Annotated in this window: 13 protein-coding genes; 9 read left to right on the forward strand and 4 right to left on the reverse strand. The window is 72.0% G+C overall.

The window, feature by feature from the left end:
* The first annotated feature begins 41 nt into the window (after nucleotides 1-41).
* Both ACZ7HT_RS17575 and ppgK read left to right on the forward strand, forming a co-directional pair.
* Complete coding sequence (locus ACZ7HT_RS17575; protein WP_471166213.1) at nucleotides 42-1,073, forward strand: 4-hydroxy-3-methylbut-2-enyl diphosphate reductase; 1,032 nt, start codon at nucleotides 42-44, stop codon at nucleotides 1,071-1,073.
* Between the two features lie 30 nt (nucleotides 1,074-1,103).
* A complete protein-coding gene (gene ppgK / locus ACZ7HT_RS17580; protein ID WP_471166216.1) occupies nucleotides 1,104-1,850 on the forward strand; it encodes a polyphosphate--glucose phosphotransferase in 747 nt (248 codons plus the stop codon).
* Nucleotides 1,851-1,946: 96 nt separating this feature from the next.
* Here ppgK and ACZ7HT_RS17585 read toward each other — a convergent pair whose 3' ends face one another.
* The gene (locus ACZ7HT_RS17585) at nucleotides 1,947-2,651 is read right to left on the reverse strand and encodes a DUF6542 domain-containing protein (RefSeq protein ID WP_471166219.1); all 705 of its coding nucleotides are present in this window, start codon (nucleotides 2,649-2,651) and stop codon (nucleotides 1,947-1,949) included.
* Nucleotides 2,652-2,812: 161 nt separating this feature from the next.
* Between ACZ7HT_RS17585 and ychF the strand changes: the two genes are divergently transcribed.
* A complete protein-coding gene (ychF, locus tag ACZ7HT_RS17590) occupies nucleotides 2,813-3,901 on the forward strand; it encodes a redox-regulated ATPase YchF (protein ID WP_471166222.1) in 1,089 nt (362 codons plus the stop codon).
* A 480-nt stretch (nucleotides 3,902-4,381) separates the two neighbouring features.
* A complete protein-coding gene (locus ACZ7HT_RS17595; protein ID WP_471166224.1) occupies nucleotides 4,382-5,221 on the forward strand; it encodes a hypothetical protein in 840 nt (279 codons plus the stop codon).
* Between the two features lie 165 nt (nucleotides 5,222-5,386).
* Here the strand turns inward: ACZ7HT_RS17595 and ACZ7HT_RS17600 are convergent, their stop codons facing one another.
* Nucleotides 5,387-6,001 (reverse strand): antibiotic biosynthesis monooxygenase, encoded by a 615-nt coding sequence (locus ACZ7HT_RS17600; protein ID WP_471166227.1) that lies wholly within the window; start codon nucleotides 5,999-6,001, stop codon nucleotides 5,387-5,389.
* Nucleotides 6,002-6,230: 229 nt separating this feature from the next.
* On the opposite strand from ACZ7HT_RS17600, the gene ACZ7HT_RS17605 reads away from it, so the two are divergent.
* A complete protein-coding gene (locus ACZ7HT_RS17605; RefSeq protein ID WP_471166229.1) occupies nucleotides 6,231-8,876 on the forward strand; it encodes an AfsR/SARP family transcriptional regulator in 2,646 nt (881 codons plus the stop codon).
* A gap of 129 nt (nucleotides 8,877-9,005) precedes the next feature.
* Complete coding sequence (locus tag ACZ7HT_RS17610; RefSeq protein ID WP_471166232.1) at nucleotides 9,006-9,758, forward strand: DUF4232 domain-containing protein; 753 nt, start codon at nucleotides 9,006-9,008, stop codon at nucleotides 9,756-9,758.
* A 10-nt stretch (nucleotides 9,759-9,768) separates the two neighbouring features.
* On the opposite strand, the gene ACZ7HT_RS17615 is transcribed toward ACZ7HT_RS17610, so the two are convergent.
* Entirely contained in the window at nucleotides 9,769-10,881 is a 1,113-nt protein-coding gene (locus tag ACZ7HT_RS17615; RefSeq protein ID WP_471166235.1) for a threonine synthase, read from the reverse strand.
* A 197-nt stretch (nucleotides 10,882-11,078) separates the two neighbouring features.
* Between ACZ7HT_RS17615 and ACZ7HT_RS17620 the strand changes: the two genes are divergently transcribed.
* Together ACZ7HT_RS17620 and ACZ7HT_RS17625 are read left to right on the forward strand one after the other, a co-directional pair.
* Nucleotides 11,079-12,647: a S8 family peptidase gene (locus tag ACZ7HT_RS17620; RefSeq protein WP_471166237.1), complete on the forward strand. Its 1,569-nt coding sequence runs from the start codon at nucleotides 11,079-11,081 to the stop codon at nucleotides 12,645-12,647.
* Nucleotides 12,648-12,790: 143 nt separating this feature from the next.
* Nucleotides 12,791-13,969, forward strand: coding sequence for a DUF4190 domain-containing protein (locus ACZ7HT_RS17625; RefSeq protein ID WP_471166240.1), 1,179 nt, complete (start codon nucleotides 12,791-12,793; stop codon nucleotides 13,967-13,969).
* Between the two features lie 243 nt (nucleotides 13,970-14,212).
* Here the strand turns inward: ACZ7HT_RS17625 and ACZ7HT_RS17630 are convergent, their stop codons facing one another.
* Nucleotides 14,213-15,571 carry a glycoside hydrolase family 18 protein gene (locus ACZ7HT_RS17630; RefSeq protein ID WP_471166243.1) on the reverse strand — a complete coding sequence of 453 codons (1,359 nt, stop codon included), beginning with the start codon at nucleotides 15,569-15,571 and terminating at the stop codon, nucleotides 14,213-14,215.
* A 212-nt stretch (nucleotides 15,572-15,783) separates the two neighbouring features.
* Between ACZ7HT_RS17630 and ACZ7HT_RS17635 the strand changes: the two genes are divergently transcribed.
* A complete protein-coding gene (locus ACZ7HT_RS17635) occupies nucleotides 15,784-16,536 on the forward strand; it encodes a GntR family transcriptional regulator (RefSeq protein WP_471166245.1) in 753 nt (250 codons plus the stop codon).
* The last annotated feature ends 88 nt before the right edge of the window (nucleotides 16,537-16,624 follow it).

The raw sequence follows: 16,624 nt of genomic DNA on the forward strand, positions 1-16,624 counted from the left end.
GCCACGGCACCGCTCCAAGCGCTCACCGACGCGGCCTTACGATGGGACGCATGACTGCAACGCCCGCGCCGACGCCCGATGCCGCCTCCGCGACGAACCGCCCGAAGCGTGTCCTGCTCGCCGCTCCCCGTGGCTACTGCGCGGGCGTGGACCGTGCCGTGATCGCCGTGGAGAAGGCCCTGGAGCAGTACGGTGCGCCGATCTACGTCCGGCACGAGATCGTCCACAACAAGTACGTGGTCCAGACCCTGGAGCGGAAGGGCGCGATCTTCGTCGACCAGGCGACCGAGGTGCCGCCGGGCAACATCGTGATGTTCTCCGCGCACGGCGTCGCCCCCACCGTCCACGAGGAGGCCCGCGTGGGCCGGCTCGCGACCATCGACGCCACCTGCCCGCTGGTCACCAAGGTCCACAAGGAAGCCGTCCGCTTCGCCAAGGACGACTTCGACATCCTCCTCATCGGTCACGACGGCCACGAGGAGGTCATCGGCACCTCCGGCGAGGCGCCCGACCACATCCAGCTCGTCGACGGCCCCGAGGACGTCGCCAAGGTCGAGGTCCGCGACCCCTCCCGGGTCGTCTGGCTCTCCCAGACCACGCTCTCGGTCGACGAGACGATGGAGACGGTCGACGCGCTGAAGGAGAAGTTCCCGCAGCTGATCTCCCCGCCGTCCGACGACATCTGCTACGCCACGCAGAACCGTCAGACCGCCATCAAGGAGCTCGCCGGCCAGGCCGAGCTGGTGATCGTCGTCGGCTCGAAGAACTCCTCCAACTCGATCCGCATGGTCGAGGTCGCCAAGCAGGCCGGCGTCCCCGCCGCGTACCTGGTCGACTTCGCGAGCGAGATCGACGAGGCCTGGCTGGAGGGCGTGACCAGCGTCGGCCTCTCCTCCGGCGCCTCCGTCCCGGACGTCCTGGTGCAGGAGGTCCTGGAGTGGCTCGCCGAGCGCGGCTACGCGGACGTGGAGATCGTCAAGACGGCGGACGAGTCCCTGACCTTCTCGCTGCCCAAGGAGCTCCGCAACAAGGACCTGCGGGCCGAGGCGGCCGCCCTCCTCGAAAACGAGTGACGCAGAGCTCCTGCCCGTAACGTTGGGTCCATGAACGTCTTCGGAGTGGACATCGGCGGCTCGGGCATCAAGGGCGCCCCCGTGGACCTGGAGCGCGGAGCGCTCGCCGAGGAGCGCCACAAGGTGCTGACCCCGCAGCCCGCCACACCCGACGGTGTGGCGGGCTGCGTCGCGGAGGTCGTGGCGAACTTCGGCTGGACGGGACCGGTGGGGGTGACCTTCCCGGGCGTCGTGACCGGCTCCACCATTCGTACGGCCGCCAACGTCGACAAGTCCTGGATCGGCGTCGACGCCGGCGCCCTGATCGGCGAGCGCCTCGGCGGGCTCCCGGTGACCGTCCTCAACGACGCGGACGCGGCCGGGGTCGCGGAGATGACCTTCGGCGCGGGCCGGGGCCGCAAGGGCACGGTGATCCTGCTGACCCTCGGCACCGGCATCGGCTCCGCCGTCTTCGTCGACGGCCGGCTCGTCCCCAACACCGAACTGGGCCACCTGGAGCTCAAGGGCCACGACGCGGAGACCCGCGCCTCGACCAAGGCCAAGGAGGACGAGGACCTCAGCTGGGAGCACTGGGCGACCAAGCGGCTGACCAAGTACCTCGCGCACGTGGAGATGCTCTTCTCGCCGGAGCTGTTCATCATCGGCGGCGGCGTCAGCCGCAAGGCGGACAAGTTCCTGCCGCTGATCGAGGGCATCCGAGCGAAGATCGTCCCGGCGGAGCTGCAGAACAACGCGGGGATCGTGGGGGCGGGGATGGCGGCGGCACGAACGGTCTGAGGACCGCGTTACGCCGGGGGCGGCGCTCCGCCACAGGGGGGCGGGTCTGATGACCGCGTCACGCCACGGGGCGCCGCCCCGCCGCCGGGTGTCGAGCTACGCCACGGGGCGGCGCCCCGCCGCCGGGGCGCGGCCGCCCGGGCCCTCGCCCGGGGGCGTGCCCGCCCCGGAGGTCGTACGGGCAGCAGCGGCGGCGCGCTGGTGGCGGCGCCCCATGTCCCGCACCTTGCGGACGCTCGCGATGAGACCGGCGACGAGGGTGCCGCCGTACAGCCACCCGGCGTGCACGGCGAGGGCGGTCACGACGGCCATCGCCTGGCCGCCGAAGCCGCCCGTGCCGCCCGCGATGGGGACGACGCCGACGGCGAAGGCGATGGGGACGCCGATCGGGGCGGTGACCAGGTCGGCGGTCCGGACCCAGAGCGCGGTCAGGGCGCTGACCGGCAGGAACAGCAGCCCGTACACGATGGGGGAGCCGTCGAGGAGCAGCTGGTCGAGGAGGCCGAGGGCCAGCATGACGGCGGAGGCGAAGAGCCCGGCGCCGAGCCCGGTGAGGCGGGGCGAGGGGAGCCGGCGCAGGGCGAGGACGACCGGCGGCACGGGCCGCCGCCCGGCGGGACGCACGGGCGCACCCGCTCCGGCCCGCTCCACGCGGGCGCGTCCGGGCGCGCGCCCGGACCTGCCGGTCACGCGGTAGACGGCCGCGCCCTCCACGAGCGCCCCGGGCGGTGCGACCGGCGGCGTGGCGGGGGTCTGCGGCCTTCGGCGGCCTTGCGGCTGACTTGTCCTGTGCTGCTCCACACGACCAACGTAGGTCGGAAAGGGGCGGTAACCGGGTCCGGGACACGCCCTTTGGGTGACCTTGCCCCCGAGATCGACCGAAGGTCTCCGTCACTGGCCGGTTCGGCCCGCCCGTAAACTGGGGGATCGGCCCACCATCCACACTTCAGGAAGTCGCCACCGTGTCGCTCACGATCGGAATCGTCGGTCTGCCGAATGTCGGCAAGTCGACCCTGTTCAACGCCCTGACCAAGAACGACGTGCTGGCGGCCAACTACCCGTTCGCCACGATCGAGCCCAACGTCGGCGTCGTCGGCGTCCCGGACCCCCGCCTCCAGCAGCTCGCCGACATCTTCGGCTCGCAGCGCCTCCTCCCGGCCACGGTCGACTTCGTCGACATCGCGGGCATCGTGCGCGGCGCGAGCGAGGGCGAGGGCCTGGGCAACAAGTTCCTCGCGAACATCCGCGAGTCGGACGCGATCTGCCAGGTCATCCGCGCCTTCAAGGACGAGAACGTCGTCCACGTCGACGGCAAGGTCTCGCCGAAGGACGACATCGAGACGATCAACACGGAGCTGATCCTCGCGGACCTCCAGACGATCGAGAAGGTCCTGCCGCGCCTCCAGAAGGAGATGCGGATCAAGAAGGACACGGCGCCCAAGGTCGCCGCCGTCGAGGCCGCCCAGGCGATCCTGGAGAAGGGCGACACGCTCTTCTCGCAGGGCGTCGTCCAGGGCTCGGAGAAGGCGGAGCTCCTGCACGACCTCCACCTCCTCACCACGAAGCCGTTCCTGTACGTCTTCAACGTGGACGAGGACGAGCTGACGGACGAGGCCTTCAAGGCCGAGCAGAGCGCCCTGGTCGCCCCGGCCGAGGCGATCTTCCTCAACGCCAAGCTGGAGCAGGACCTCGCCGAGCTCGACGAGGAGGACGCCATGGAGCTCCTCCAGTCCGTCGGCGCCGAGGAGCCCGGCCTCGCCACCCTCGCCCGCGTCGGCTTCGCGACCCTCGGCCTCCAGACCTACCTGACGGCCGGCCCCAAGGAATCCCGCGCCTGGACGATCAAGCAGGGCGCGACGGCCCCCGAGGCGGCCGGTGTCATCCACACCGACTTCCAGAAGGGCTTCATCAAGGCCGAGGTCATCTCCTTCGCGGACCTCCTCGCCACGGGCTCGGTCGCCGAGGCCCGCGCCGCCGGCAAGGCCCGCATGGAGGGCAAGGAGTACGTCATGCAGGACGGCGACGTCGTGGAGTTCCGCTTCAACGTCTGATACGTCCGGCGAAAGGCCGCCCGACCCGCGACAGAGCGGGTCGGGCGGCCTTTCTGCTGCGCCGAGTCCGCAGGGCCTGCCGGTCGTGGCCATCGCGAAGTCACCGTGCAAATCAGCAGAGTTGCCTCTCATGGCGTTCTCATGAAACTACGCTGAGTGGAGCGCTTTCGTCTGCCGACGCACTTACCCCGCGTATCAGAGTGAACTGGGACGGATGGCAGGAAAAGCATTTTCGCGCCTGTTCAACCCGTACTGACCCTGTTAAGTGTCAGTTGTCACACCGGACATGGCCGAAACCTTTTACTTTTGCGGGTAGTTGTGCGCCGGAAATAGTTGTACGGTCTCGTTACCAGGCAAGTCAGATATGTGGACCGACCCGCATGCTGGCGGGCCTGGAGACCAGCAACCCTCTTGTCGTGTCGATGAAACCCACAAGGTGCGGCATGGCGAGAGGTCCACGGGGAAGGGCAAGTCCTGTTCATGTCTACCGCAGTTGAGTCTGACGTAGAAGTGATCGTGACCTGGCGCGGAAACGTTCGCGACCTTAACGGGGCAAATTCAGAAAGGGGGCGCAGTAATCTGAGGATCGGTGATCGGCTGGAATTCGACATATCGGGCCGCACCGGAGTATTTCAACCCACGACCATCTCCGGCATTGGTGCGTTCGAAGTCTCAAGGGACCACCTCCTCCTCTCCAACTTCACCACGTCCTCGACCTTTGTCATCGAGAACCTGGAGGGGGGTACGGAACTGATCAAGGTGCGTCCTCGCCGATTGGACATGGTCATCCCTTTTGAGATGTCCCGCATTCTGATTCCGTCCGGTCTGGGCATCGTCGAACTCACCGTCTTCAGTCCGCCGCCACTCATGCTCGCCCCTGAGCGGGCCGCCAGGGTGGCCGAATCGGACATGTTCAAACTGGATACGGCGAGCAAGTACTTCGCTGTTCTCGTCGCGCTCTGTGAGCCGCGGTTGCGCGGTTCGTCCATGGCGGCGGTGCCCTCCGTCCAGGAGGTGGTCAAGAGGCTGCGGAACACCGAGCAGTTCAACGGCGCGAACCGCAGCAGTATCAATTACCACATCGACTACCTGGCCGATCAGAAGCTGCCGGTCAGCCATTGGGCCAAGTACATGGACGGAGGCCGTATGCACTCCAAGCGCGAGGCTCTGGTCGCATTCGCCCTCAGGTTCGACCTGGTCCGCGAGGAACACCTCGTCCTGCTTCCTGATCTCCACGCTCGAAAGCGCAACACCGAGGCGGCATCGCCCACCCTGCGGCCTTTCCCTCGGCGAATTACTCGCGCGGCGTCCGCGGCATAGGACGTCACGGCAGGATCCGTACGGACCGCGATCGACGTCCTGGTCGACCTAGGCAGACACGCCGACCGTCTGCGTAGCGCTCCTCGACGTCTGGTCGTACCGATCGGAAGGGGCCGGAATCGGACGATTCCGGCCCCTTCCGCGTTCCCGTGACCCGGAGCGGGGTCAGGCGTGGGGGACGGCCGTGGCGAGGATCACGTCGAACTCCTCCAGGCTGGTGGTGGTCGCGCGGGCCTTCGTCGTCGCCTCTCCGCGGATCCCCGCGACGGCGCCGCGGGAGGCGACGAGTGCGTTCCGGTCGCCGTAGAGCGCGCCGACCGCGGCTCTGCCCCGGTCGCGGTCGACCAGGAGGGAGATGCCGTCGAGGCCGGGGACCTGCTGGACCTTGGGCAGTGAGGTGTCGCGGAACGTGTTCACCAGGAGGCCGATGTCGGCCGGCTCGACGTTCATGCGGACCAGCCGGAACCCCCCGCCGGGCCCGAGCTCCTGTGCGCGCCGGGCGACCGCCGCCTCCCAGTTGTCGACGGTCACGGTCCGCGCGAAGGGGGCGAGGAGTTCGTCCCGCCGCTTGCTCAACTGCTCGTTGCTGGCCTGCCGGGAGGCCTCGTCGTCCCACCACGATCCCACCAGGAGCTTGCCGAGCTCGCGGTCGACGAACAGCCCCATTCCGCGGAAGCCCGGCTGCGCCGACAGCAGCTCGCGGCCTTCGGTCCGGAGCGCGTCGGCGACCCCGTCGAGCTCGGCCGGATCACCCGTTGCGTAGATGCTGCGAACGTACATGGCTCCCTTTCCTGTCCTCCGGTGGCCCCGTGACGGGCCCATGTCCCCCACTCCATGCGAGGGCCCGGGCGGAGGGGAGGCAAGGTGGCGGGGGCAATCAGGTGAAGGGGCGGGCCGTGGCCGGAACGGGGTGGTCCGCGGCACGCCTCGCGGCCGGGAGGCCCCGCCACCCCACGTATCCTCGGTACCTCGGAAAACGGGGGCAGAGGGACCGCAGGAGGTATCACAGGTGGAGTTCCGGCTGCTCGGCTCCGTCGCGTTGGTGACGGAGGACAGGGACGTAGCCTTGGGGCCCGCCAAGCGGTCCAGTCTGCTGGCCATGCTTCTGCTGAGACCCAACAGTGCGGTGAACGTGGGGCAGTTGATCGACGCCCTGTGGGAGGAAGAGCCGCCCACGCACGCCAAGACCGTTCTCCAGGGGCACGTCTCGCGGCTGCGGGCGCTGCTCGCCGAGCACGGGGCCGAGGCGTACGGGGTCGAGCTCGCCACGCAGGGGTCCGCCTATGTGCTGCGGATGCCCGAATCGCTCGTCGACGCCCATCGGTTCGAGGAGCTCGTCGGGCTCGCCGGGGTACAGCGGCGGCCCGCCGACGCGGTGCGGATGCTGCGGGAGGCGCTGTCGTACTGGCAGGGGCCCGCGCTCACCGGGACCGTGCACAGTCGGCCCCTCGAAGCCGCCGCCGGCGGGCTGGAGGAGATGCGGCTCTCCTCGGTGGAGGCACTTGCGGAGGCGTACGGGCAGCTCGGTGAGCACGGCAGGGCCGCCGCCGTCCTGCGTACCGAGGCCGTCGCCCACCCGCTGCGGGAGTCGCTCGCCGCCGCGCTGATGCTGGCGCTCGCCCGCTCCGGCCGGCAGTCCGACGCCATCGACTGGTACCACCGGACCCGGCGGCTGCTCGCCGAGGAGCTGGGCGTCGACCCCGGTGAGGCGCTGAGCGAGGCGTACGCGACGCTGCTCCGCTCCGCCGCGCCCGTCTCCGTGCCGCGGCCCGCCGCCGACGTCAAGGCTCCTGCTCCCGAGGGTCTGCCGCGGGCACCGCGCGGCTTCACCGGCCGTGGGGACGAGCTGGCCGCGCTCGACCGCGCCGTGCGAGCCGGAGACGGCCCCGTCTGTCTCGTCACCGGGCCCGCCGGCGTCGGGAAGACCGCCTTCGCCGTCCACTGGTCCTACGAGCGGCGCGGCGACTTCCCGGACGGGCGGCTCTTCGCCGACCTGCGCGGTTTCAGCGACACCCCGGCGCCCGAAACCGCCGCCGTCCTGCGGGAGTTCCTGCTCGCCCTCGGCGTCCTCCCGCAGCGGATCCCCGAGACCGTCGACGCGCGCGGGGCGCTGTTCCGCTCCCTCACCGCCGGGCGCCGGCTGCTCGTCGTCCTCGACAACGCCCGCTCCTCCGAGCAGGTCCGCCCGCTGCTGCCCGGCGGCGACCACTGCGCGACCCTGGTCACCAGCCGCGACCGGCTCGGCGGCCTCATCGCCTCCGACGCCGCCCGCCCCGTACCGCTCGGGCATCTCAAGGCGGCCGCCTCGGCCGCCCTGCTCACCTCCGTGCTCGGAGCGGAGCGGGTCGCCGCCGAACCGGCCGCCGCCACCCGGCTCGCCCGGCTCTGCGACGGCCTGCCGCTCGCCCTCCGCGTGACGGCGGCCCGCCTGGCCGAGCGGCCGCAGTGGACCCTCGACGCGATGGTCGGTGAACTCGCCGATGAGCAGGGGCGGTTGGCCCTGCTGGATGTCGAGGACCGGGGGGTGTCCGCCGCTCTCCGGCTGACCGTGCAGCAGCTGCCCGAGTCCGCCGCCCGGATGTTCCGCGCGCTCGGCCTGCACACCGGCTCCGACCTGGACCGGTTCGCGGCGGGCGCGCTCGCCGGGACGGCGCCCGGGCAGGCCTCCGCCGACCTGGACCGGCTCGCCGCCGCGCACCTGCTCACCGAGGCCGTGCCCGGCCGCTGGACGCCGCACGACCTGGTGCGCCTGTACGCCCGCCATCTCGCCCCGCAGGCCGACCCGGAGGGCCTGCCCCGGCTCCTCGACCACTACCTGTACACCGGTCTCGCGGCCGACGCCGCCGCCGAGCCCGGCTCGCAGCCCTGCTACTCGCTGCCCGCCGACGCCCGACGGCCCGCCGCGACACGGGAGTTCGAGGACCGTACGGCCGCGCTCGACTGGTACGCGGCCGAGCGGCCCGCCCTGGAAGGCGCCGTCGCCGCCGCGGCCGCCCTCGGCATGCACGACCGGGCCTGGCGGCTCGCGCTCGTGCAGTGGCCGCTGATGCTCATGCGGATCGGGGACGGCTGGACGCCGATCCTGGAGGCCGGGCTCGCCTCGGCCGAGGCGGCCGACGACCTCGACGCGCAGTCGCGCACACGTGCCCTGCTCGGCTGGATCCTGCACGAGGAGGGCCGCAACGCGGAGGCCCTCGTCCATCTGGAGAAGGCGCCCGGCCTGGCCGCCCGGGCCGGCGACCCGATCAGCGAGGCCATCGCGTACGTCAACTACGCGGCCGTCCTGGACGCGACCGGGGAGCACGAGCGGGCCGGGCTGCTCATGCTGCACGCCGTCGACCTCGCCGACCGCACCGGCCACCCCTCCACCCAGGTGCTGACCCTCCAGCACCTCGCGGGCCACTGCCTGAAGGCGGAGGAGTACGAGGCGGCGCTCACGCACACCCTTCGCGCGGGGGAACTCGTCGCACCCGACGCGGTGGTCGTCCAGGCACAGCTGCAGATCACCCGGGGTGAGGCGCTGGCCGGCACCGGCCGCCTCGACGAGGCCGCCGACCAGCTGGAACGGGCGATCGTCGCGGCCGACGCGGCCGGTTTCAGCGAGGGTTCGGCGCGGGCGGCGGCGCGTCTCCAGCGGCTGTCAGCGGATCGTTAGCGCGACGCAAGCGGGACGGCAGCGCGGGCCGGGAAGCTGGATGCAGCACCGGGGAGAAGCCGACGGTGCTGCGAGGCCGCACGCACCGGCGTGCGCCTCGACCGACCGCGTCAACGGGGGAGTACCACCATGCGTAACCACCGCAAGAACACCGTCCTGGCCGCCGCCGCCATCGCCGTCCTCTCGCTGGGCCTGACCGCCTGCGGCGGCGGGGACGACGCGGCCGGCGCCAAGGACGCGGGGAGCGCCGGCTCCGCCCAGTCCGCCGCCGGTACGGGTGGCAGCGCCGCGACCGGCGGCGGCACCGCCGACCAGACCGCCGCGAAGAACGGCTCGGGCTCCACGGGCGGCTCCACGGCGAGCGGCTCCACCAGCGGCGGCTCGAAGGCCGGTTCCACCAGCGGCGGCGGCTCGAAGACCGGCTCCATCGGAGGCAAGGGCTCCGGCGCGGCCCCCGCCTGCGCCTACGGCGACATCAAGGTCACGGCGGCGAAGGCGGACGAGGTCCCGACCGAGCACATCACCCTCACCGCTACCAACGTCTCCGGCCGCTCCTGCACCCTGCTCGAGTACCCGCTCATCGCCTTCGGCCCGATCCAGACCGCCAAGGACATCCCGGCCGTCGCGAAGAGCAAGCCGGGCGAGCCGATCGTCCTGAAGGCCGGCACGCCCGCGTACGCCAATGTGCGGATCGCGCTCGGCGGAGTCCACGAGGACAACAAGGTCGTGAACGAGTTCAACGTGAACCTCTTCGCTCCCCAGGGCCCGGCCGAGGGCAGCATCGTCGTGAAGGCCCCCGCCGGCGGCCTGGCCGTCGACGAGGCCGCCGCGAAGACGGGCTACTGGACGTACGAGCTCCGCAACGGCGCCGACGAGTTCTGAGCCGTACGGTTCACGGTACGAGACCCGTCTTCGCTCCCGCCCCGCACAGCGGCACCACCGTGAGCCCCGGGCGGGGCGGGGCCGCGTTCACCGCCGCCCAGCAGGCCACGCCCGTCGCCTCGACGAAGAGGCCCCGGCGCGCCAGGTCCCGCTGGGCGGTACGGATCTGATCCTCCGTCACCGTCAGGAACGTGCCGCCCGTCGCGCGCACCGCCCGCAGGATCTGGCGGGCGCGCGGCGGGGCCGGGATCGCGATGCCCTCGGCGAGGGTGGGCCGCGCCTCGGCCGGCCCCGTGAGGTCCTCCGCGCCCGCGTGGAAGGCCTCGGCCAGCGGGGACACGGCCTCCGCCTGGACGGCGACGAGCACGGGCCGGCGCTCGACGAGCCCGTGGCCGTACAGCTCTTCGACGGCGAGGGCGGCGCCGAGGAGCAGTGTGCCGTTGCCGACGGGGACGACGAGCGTGTCGGGCAGGCGGCCGCCGAGCTCCTCCCACAGCTCGTAGACGTACGTCTTGGTGCCGTGCAGGAAGTACGGGTTGTAGACGTGGGAGGCGTAGAAGACGCCCGGCTCGTCGGCGGCCTCGCGCGCCGCCCTGGCCGTGGCCTCGCGGTCGCCGGGCACCTCGACGATCCGGGCCCCGTGCGCCCGGATCTGCTCCAGCTTCTTCGGTGACGTGCCCACGGGGACGTACACGAGGCAGTCGAGCCCGGCCCGCGCACCGTACGCGGCGATCGCCGTGCCCGCGTTGCCGCTGCTGTCGGCGAGGACCGTGCGGGGCGCGAGGCGCCGGGCGTGCGCGGCGAGCATGACGGCGCCCCGGTCCTTGAAGGACAGGGTCGGCATGAGGAAGTCCAGTTTGGCCGAGACCGTGCCGGTGAGGCGGACGAGCGGTGTGCGGCCCTCGCCGAGGCTCACCTCGGGCCCGTACGGCAGCGGAGGCAGCGCCTCCGTGTAACGCCACAAGGAATTCACACGTGAGGCGAGTGACGGGAGGGAAACCGGCCCGCTCGCGAACGCGAGGTCCCAGGGGCCGCGGCACTTCGGACAACACCAGGTGAGGGCTTCGACGGGGGACTGGATCCGGCAGCGGGGGCACTCGTAGGCGGTCATGTGGTGCAGCATGTCAGGCCTGTGGCAGGGGTGTTGCGGGCCTGTGAGGGCCCTTGTGGGATTCCTATGGATCAGTCAATCTTTCGCTCGGCAGCCGGACGTCCGAGACGGCGCGGGCCTCCCGTGATGTTTTGACATGTCCATGCTGCAATCGCTCATGCCGCGATCGACGTCGTGCTCCTGCCTTACCCCACGAGGAGGACCCCCACATGTCAGTGATGCGCGCACCACGCCGGACGGCCACCGCAGCGGCCATCGCCGTCGCCGCCCTCGCCCTCGGCTCCCTCACCGCCCTCCCGGCGGCCGCCGCGCCCGCCGCCCCCGAAGGCGTCATCGAGAACGCCGGGGCCGCGGACACCGTCCCCGGCAGCTACATCGTCACCCTCGACGCGTCCGCCCGGGCGGGGACCGCCCAGGGCCGGGCCGTGGCCGCCAGGTTCGGCGCGAAGATCAAGCGGACGTACACCTCGGCGATCAACGGCTACTCCGTCGAGCTCTCCGAGGCGCAGGCCCGCAGGCTCGCGGCCGACCCGGCCGTGACGAAGGTCGTCCAGAACCGCGTCTTCCACATCGACGGCACCCAGCCCTCCCCGCCCTCCTGGGGCCTGGACCGGATCGACCAGAAGGCCCTTCCGCTGAACCAGAGCTACACCTACCCGGCCTCCGCCGGCCAGGGCGTCACGGCGTACATCATCGACACCGGCGTCCGCATCACCCACACCGAGTTCGGCGGCCGCGCCTCCGACGGCTACGACGCCATCGACAACGACAACACCGCCCAGGACGGCCACGGCCACGGCACCCACGTCGCCGGCACCGTCGCGGGCTCGTCGTACGGCGTCGCCAAGGCGGCGAAGATCGTCGGCGTCCGCGTACTCGACAACTCGGGCTCCGGCACGACCGAGCAGGTCGTCGCGGGCATCGACTGGGTGACGCAGCACGCCGTCAAGCCGGCCGTCGCCAACATGAGCCTCGGCGGCGGCGTCGACTCCGTCCTCGACGACGCCGTCCGCAACTCGATCGCCTCCGGCGTCACCTACGCGGTCGCCGCCGGCAACGAGACCGACAACGCCGCCAACCACTCACCCGCGCGCGTGGCCGAGGCCATCACCGTCGGCGCCACCACGTCGAGCGACGCCAAGGCCGGCTACTCCAACTACGGCAGCGGCCTCGACCTCTTCGCCCCCGGCTCCTCCATCACCTCGTCCTGGGGCACCGGCGACACCGCCACCAACACCATCTCCGGTACGTCGATGGCGACCCCGCACGTCACCGGCGCCGCCGCCCTCTACCTGGCGGACCACCCGACGGCGACCCCGGCGCAGGTCTCCACGGCCCTGACGACCGCGGCCACCCCGAACGTCGTCACCAGCCCCGGCACCGGCTCCCCGAACAGGCTGCTGTACGTCGGCGGCGGCACCACCCCGCCCACCGGCCCGAAGTTCGAGAACACCGCGGACTACGCGATCAACGACAACGCCACCGTCGAGTCGCCGGTCACCGTCACGGGCGTCTCGGGCAACGCCCCGGCCACGCTCCAGGTGCCGGTGAACATCGTCCACACCTACATCGGTGACCTCCAGGTCCAGCTGATCGCCCCCGACGGCACGGCGTACACGCTGAAGGCGTTCGGGACCGGCGGCAGCGCGGACGACATCAACACCACGTACACGGTGAACGCCTCCGCGGAGGTCGCCAACGGCACGTGGAAGCTGCGGGTCACGGACAACGCGACCTGGGACACCGGGAAGATCGACTCCTGGGCCCTGCAGTTCTGATCCGAACCACTGAGGGGCGGTCGCCGGCCGGCGACCGCCCCTTCCTCCTCCGGCCCCGCGTGGCCGCCGCGTCACCCTCTCCACGTACGATGCGCGACCGAGCGTTTGTTCGCATCGCCCGCCCGCAACAGGAGCACGTACTCGTGGAGCCGAGCCAGCCGACCCCGCCCGTCCCGCCGCCCACCGGCGGCCCGCAGCCCGGGGGTTGGGCCGCCCCCGGCCCGTACACCTCCCCGGGGATGCCGTACGCGGCCGGCCCCTACGGCGTCCCGCCCGGGGCACCCGGAGCCGTCCGCTACGGGCAGCCGCCCCGGCGCACCACCAACGGCCTCGCCATCGGCTCCCTCGTCACCGGCATCGTCTGCTGCCTGCCGCCCCTCGGCCTGGTCCTCGGCCTCGTCGCCCTCCCGCAGATCAGGAAGCGGGACCAGGACGGCAGGGGACTCGCGATCACCGGCATCGTGCTCTCCGCCGTCAGCTCCCTCCTGCTCGTCGTCGGCCTCGCGACCGGCGGCATCAGCTCGGCGTGGCACAGCTTCCAGAAGGGCGTGGACGAGGCCGCCCGCGCCAGGTCGACGTTCTCGCTGCGGACCGGACAGTGCTTCAGCGGCGACGGCACGCTGAAGGACTACACGACGGACGTCACCGTCGTCGACTGCGGCCGCCCGCACGACGGCGAGGTCACCGGCGGCTTCGAGGTGACCGGCTTCGACAAGTGGCCCGGCGACGACACGCTGGACGACCTCGCGGGGAGCCGCTGCGAGACGGTCAACGCCGCGTACGCGATGGACACCTGGGCGGTCCCGAAGGACGTCTGGATCTACTACTACCTGCCGAGCAGGGAGAGCTGGCGGGCCGGAGACCGGATGGTGACCTGCGTGTACGCCTCCGAGAAGAAGAGGTTCTCCGGCTCGGTGCGCTCCGACAAGACCATGCTGACCGTCGACCAGACCTCCTTCCTGATGTCCGTGAACCCGATCGAGACGGCCGTCTACGAGGAGCCGGAGGACGACGCGGACGAGGACTTCGCGTCGAACAAGGAGTGGGCCGGGGACGTTCTCGTGGCGATCGACACGGCCCGCACGGGCCTGGGGCGGCACACCTGGCCGGGCGAGTCCGCCACTCCGGTCGCGGCGCTCCGCAAGGAGCTCGACGCGGCCTCGAAGCGCTGGGCGAAGCTGGCCGACGCCGCCGACGCGGACGCCTACTGGGACGCGTACGACGCCGCCTGGAACGTCCTGCCCGAGGACCTGGGCGCGGAGGCGCGGACCGCGCTCGGCCTGACGGACACCCTGCCGGAGGGCGAGGGCACCCAGGCCTGAGCTGTCCGGCGTGGACGGGAACGGGCCGGTGCGCGTGAGCGGGGCCGGTGTGCGTGAACGGACCGGTGTACGGGAACGGGACCGGTGTACGGGAACGGGACCGGGGCTCCCTCGGCGGGAGGCCCGGCCCCGTCGGGTGCGGACCGGGACGGTGGACCGGGGACGGCGGTCCGTGACCGACCGCCGTCGCGGGACACCGTGAGCGGCGGGGTGCCGGTCCGCGGCTCTCGGGGTGGGGGAGCGTCAGCGCCGGGTCAGGCCCCGGTCGATGGCGGCGATCAGCTCGCCGTCCGCGGTGTCCCCGTCGAGCGACCAGACCATCGCGCCGCCGAGCCCGCGCTGCCGGACGTAGGACGCCTTGGTGCGCAGCACGGCCGGGTCGTCGTACGTCCACAGGGTGGTGCCGTCGAAGAGCCAGGCGTTGCCGTTCCCGGGGGCCCGGTACAGCTTGTACGTCCCCGACTCCGCCAGCTTCTTCAGGTTCTTGTAGTCCTCGGAGCCGGCCGCCCAGGTCGCCGGTGCGGGGCCGGCGGCGGGCTGCCCGAGGCCGTCGCCGCCTCCGGTCACGCCGGTCCAGCCCTGGCCGTAGAAGGGCATGCCGACCACGAGCTTGCGGGCGGGGGCGCCGCGCCGCAGCCAGGCCCGGACGGTCTGGTCGACGCTGAAGTCGTCCTCGGCGTAGAGCGCGGACTGCTGGGCGGTGGTCTTCTCGCCGGAGACGTGGAAGTCGTAGCCCTGGAGGTTCACGAAGTCGAAGTCCCGCATGATCTTCGCGACCTCGAAGCCCGCGTCGATCTTGGCGGGGGCGGTGGGCACGAAGGCGCTCAGGTCGTAGTGCCTGCGCTGCGGGAGCGAGCGCCCGTAGGCGTCGAGCTGCGTGCGGAACTCCCGTACGAGCTTGGTGAAGTCGGCCTTGTCCTCCGGGCGGACCGCGTTCCCCGGGGCGCCGTCCGAGCCCGGCCACTCCCAGTCCAGGTCGACGCCGTCGAAGATCCCGGCGGCGGCTCCGGCGCCGCCGCGGGCGCCGTCGACGGGCAGGTCGCCCTTGATGTACGTGTCGACGCAGGAGGCGACGAGGGCCTTGCGTCCGGCGTCGGTGCGCGCCGCGTCCGAGAAGTGCGCGGAGCCGCTCCAGCCGCCCAGCGAGATCATGACCTTGAGGCCGGGGTGCGCGGCCTTGAGCTCGCGGAGCTGGTTGAAGTTCCCGGCGAGCCGCTGGTCGGCGGTGTCGCCGACGCCGTCCACGGAGTTCGCGGCGTCGACGGGGCGGACGTAGTCGGCCCACGGGTCCGAGCCCGGGACGTTGCCCATGAGGCACTTCCCGTCCGGACCGACCGCGCCGAAGGCGTAGTTGATGTGGGTCAGCTTGGCGGCCGTGCCGCTCGTCTCCAGATCCTTGACCTGGAAGTTCCGGCCGTAGATGCCCCATTGGGTGAAGTAGCCGACCCGCTTGGACGCGGGCGCGTGCGAGGGGCGCTGGTGCGTGCCGGTGCGGGCGTCGGCCGTGTGGGCGTCGGCGGTGGGGGCCAGGGTGGCGAGGAGGCCGAGGGCGGCCGCGGCGGCGGTGCCGAAGGCCAGCGTGGTCAGGGCTCTGGGGCGCATGGGCTCGTTCCTGTGCGGGGCGGGAGGGAGCGTGCGGGCAGGAACTTATTGGTCTGGACCAATAGGGGTCAAGGGGTGCGGCGACATCTTCCTGGGGTGACCACGGGTAGCCCTGAGCGTCATCACTTCGGGTGAAACTCTGGCCCATGCTTGCGGATCGCGACCGTCGGTTGTCACGCTGTAGCTGTCAGTCAACCTGAGGGGAGTGTCCAGTGACGTTCGGTGAGCAGCCCGCCTATCTGCGCGTGGCGAGCGATCTGCGGGAGAAGATCGCCAACGGCTCGCTTCCGCCGCATACCCGCCTCCCCTCGCAGGCGCGCATCCGCGAGGAGTACGGGGTGTCGGACACCGTCGCGCTGGAGGCCCGCAAGGTGCTCATGGCCGAGGGGCTGGTGGAGGGGCGCTCGGGCTCCGGGACGTACGTGCGCGAGCGTCCCGTGCCGCGGCGGATCGCCCGCTCCGGCTACCGGCCGGCGTCCGGCGCCAGCCCCTTCCGTCAGGAGCAGGCCGCCGAAGGGGCCCGTGGCACCTGGGAGTCGCGCAGCGAGCAGGAGCCGGCGAGCGCGGAGGTGGCGGAGCGGCTCGGCATCGAGCCGGGGGAGCGGGTGATGCGCACGCGGTACGTGTACCGGGACGGGGGCGAGCCCATGATGGTCTCCACCTCCTGGGAGCCCCTCGCCGTCACCGGCCGGACGCCGGTCATGCTGCCCGAGGAGGGCCCCCTGGGCGGCTGCGGCGTCGTCGAGCGCATGGCGGCGATCGACGTCGTCGTGGACAACGTGGTCGAGGAGGTCGGGGCCCGGCCCGGCCTCGCCGAGGAACTCGTGGCCCTGGGCGGGGTGCCGGGGCACGTGGTCATGGTCGTGGAGCGCACGTACTACGCCTCGGGCCGCGCCGTCGAAACGGCCGACGTCGTCGTCCCGGCCGACCGCTACCGCCTCACGTACCACTTGCCGGTGCGGTGAGCTGGGTGTGATGCGCCCGCCCGGGCGCGCCTGAGCGTCGAGGGCGCGCGGTGGCGCGGCGCCCGCGTGACGCGGCCCGCAGCGCGGC

The sequence above is a fragment of the Streptomyces sp. NPDC037410 genome (genome assembly GCF_055602235.1).

Coding starts and splice junctions, on each gene's coding strand:
- ACZ7HT_RS17615 (WP_471166235.1), bottom strand. CDS start 10,881: ATGCTGCACCACATGACCGCCTACGAGTGCCCCCGCTGCCGGATCCAG.
- ACZ7HT_RS17610 (WP_471166232.1), top strand. CDS start 9,006: ATGCGTAACCACCGCAAGAACACCGTCCTGGCCGCCGCCGCCATCGCC.
- ACZ7HT_RS17575 (WP_471166213.1), top strand. CDS start 42: ATGGGACGCATGACTGCAACGCCCGCGCCGACGCCCGATGCCGCCTCC.
- ACZ7HT_RS17600 (WP_471166227.1), bottom strand. CDS start 6,001: ATGTACGTTCGCAGCATCTACGCAACGGGTGATCCGGCCGAGCTCGAC.
- ACZ7HT_RS17630 (WP_471166243.1), bottom strand. CDS start 15,571: ATGCGCCCCAGAGCCCTGACCACGCTGGCCTTCGGCACCGCCGCCGCG.
- ACZ7HT_RS17620 (WP_471166237.1), top strand. CDS start 11,079: ATGTCAGTGATGCGCGCACCACGCCGGACGGCCACCGCAGCGGCCATC.
- ACZ7HT_RS17595 (WP_471166224.1), top strand. CDS start 4,382: ATGTCTACCGCAGTTGAGTCTGACGTAGAAGTGATCGTGACCTGGCGC.
- ppgK (WP_471166216.1), top strand. CDS start 1,104: ATGAACGTCTTCGGAGTGGACATCGGCGGCTCGGGCATCAAGGGCGCC.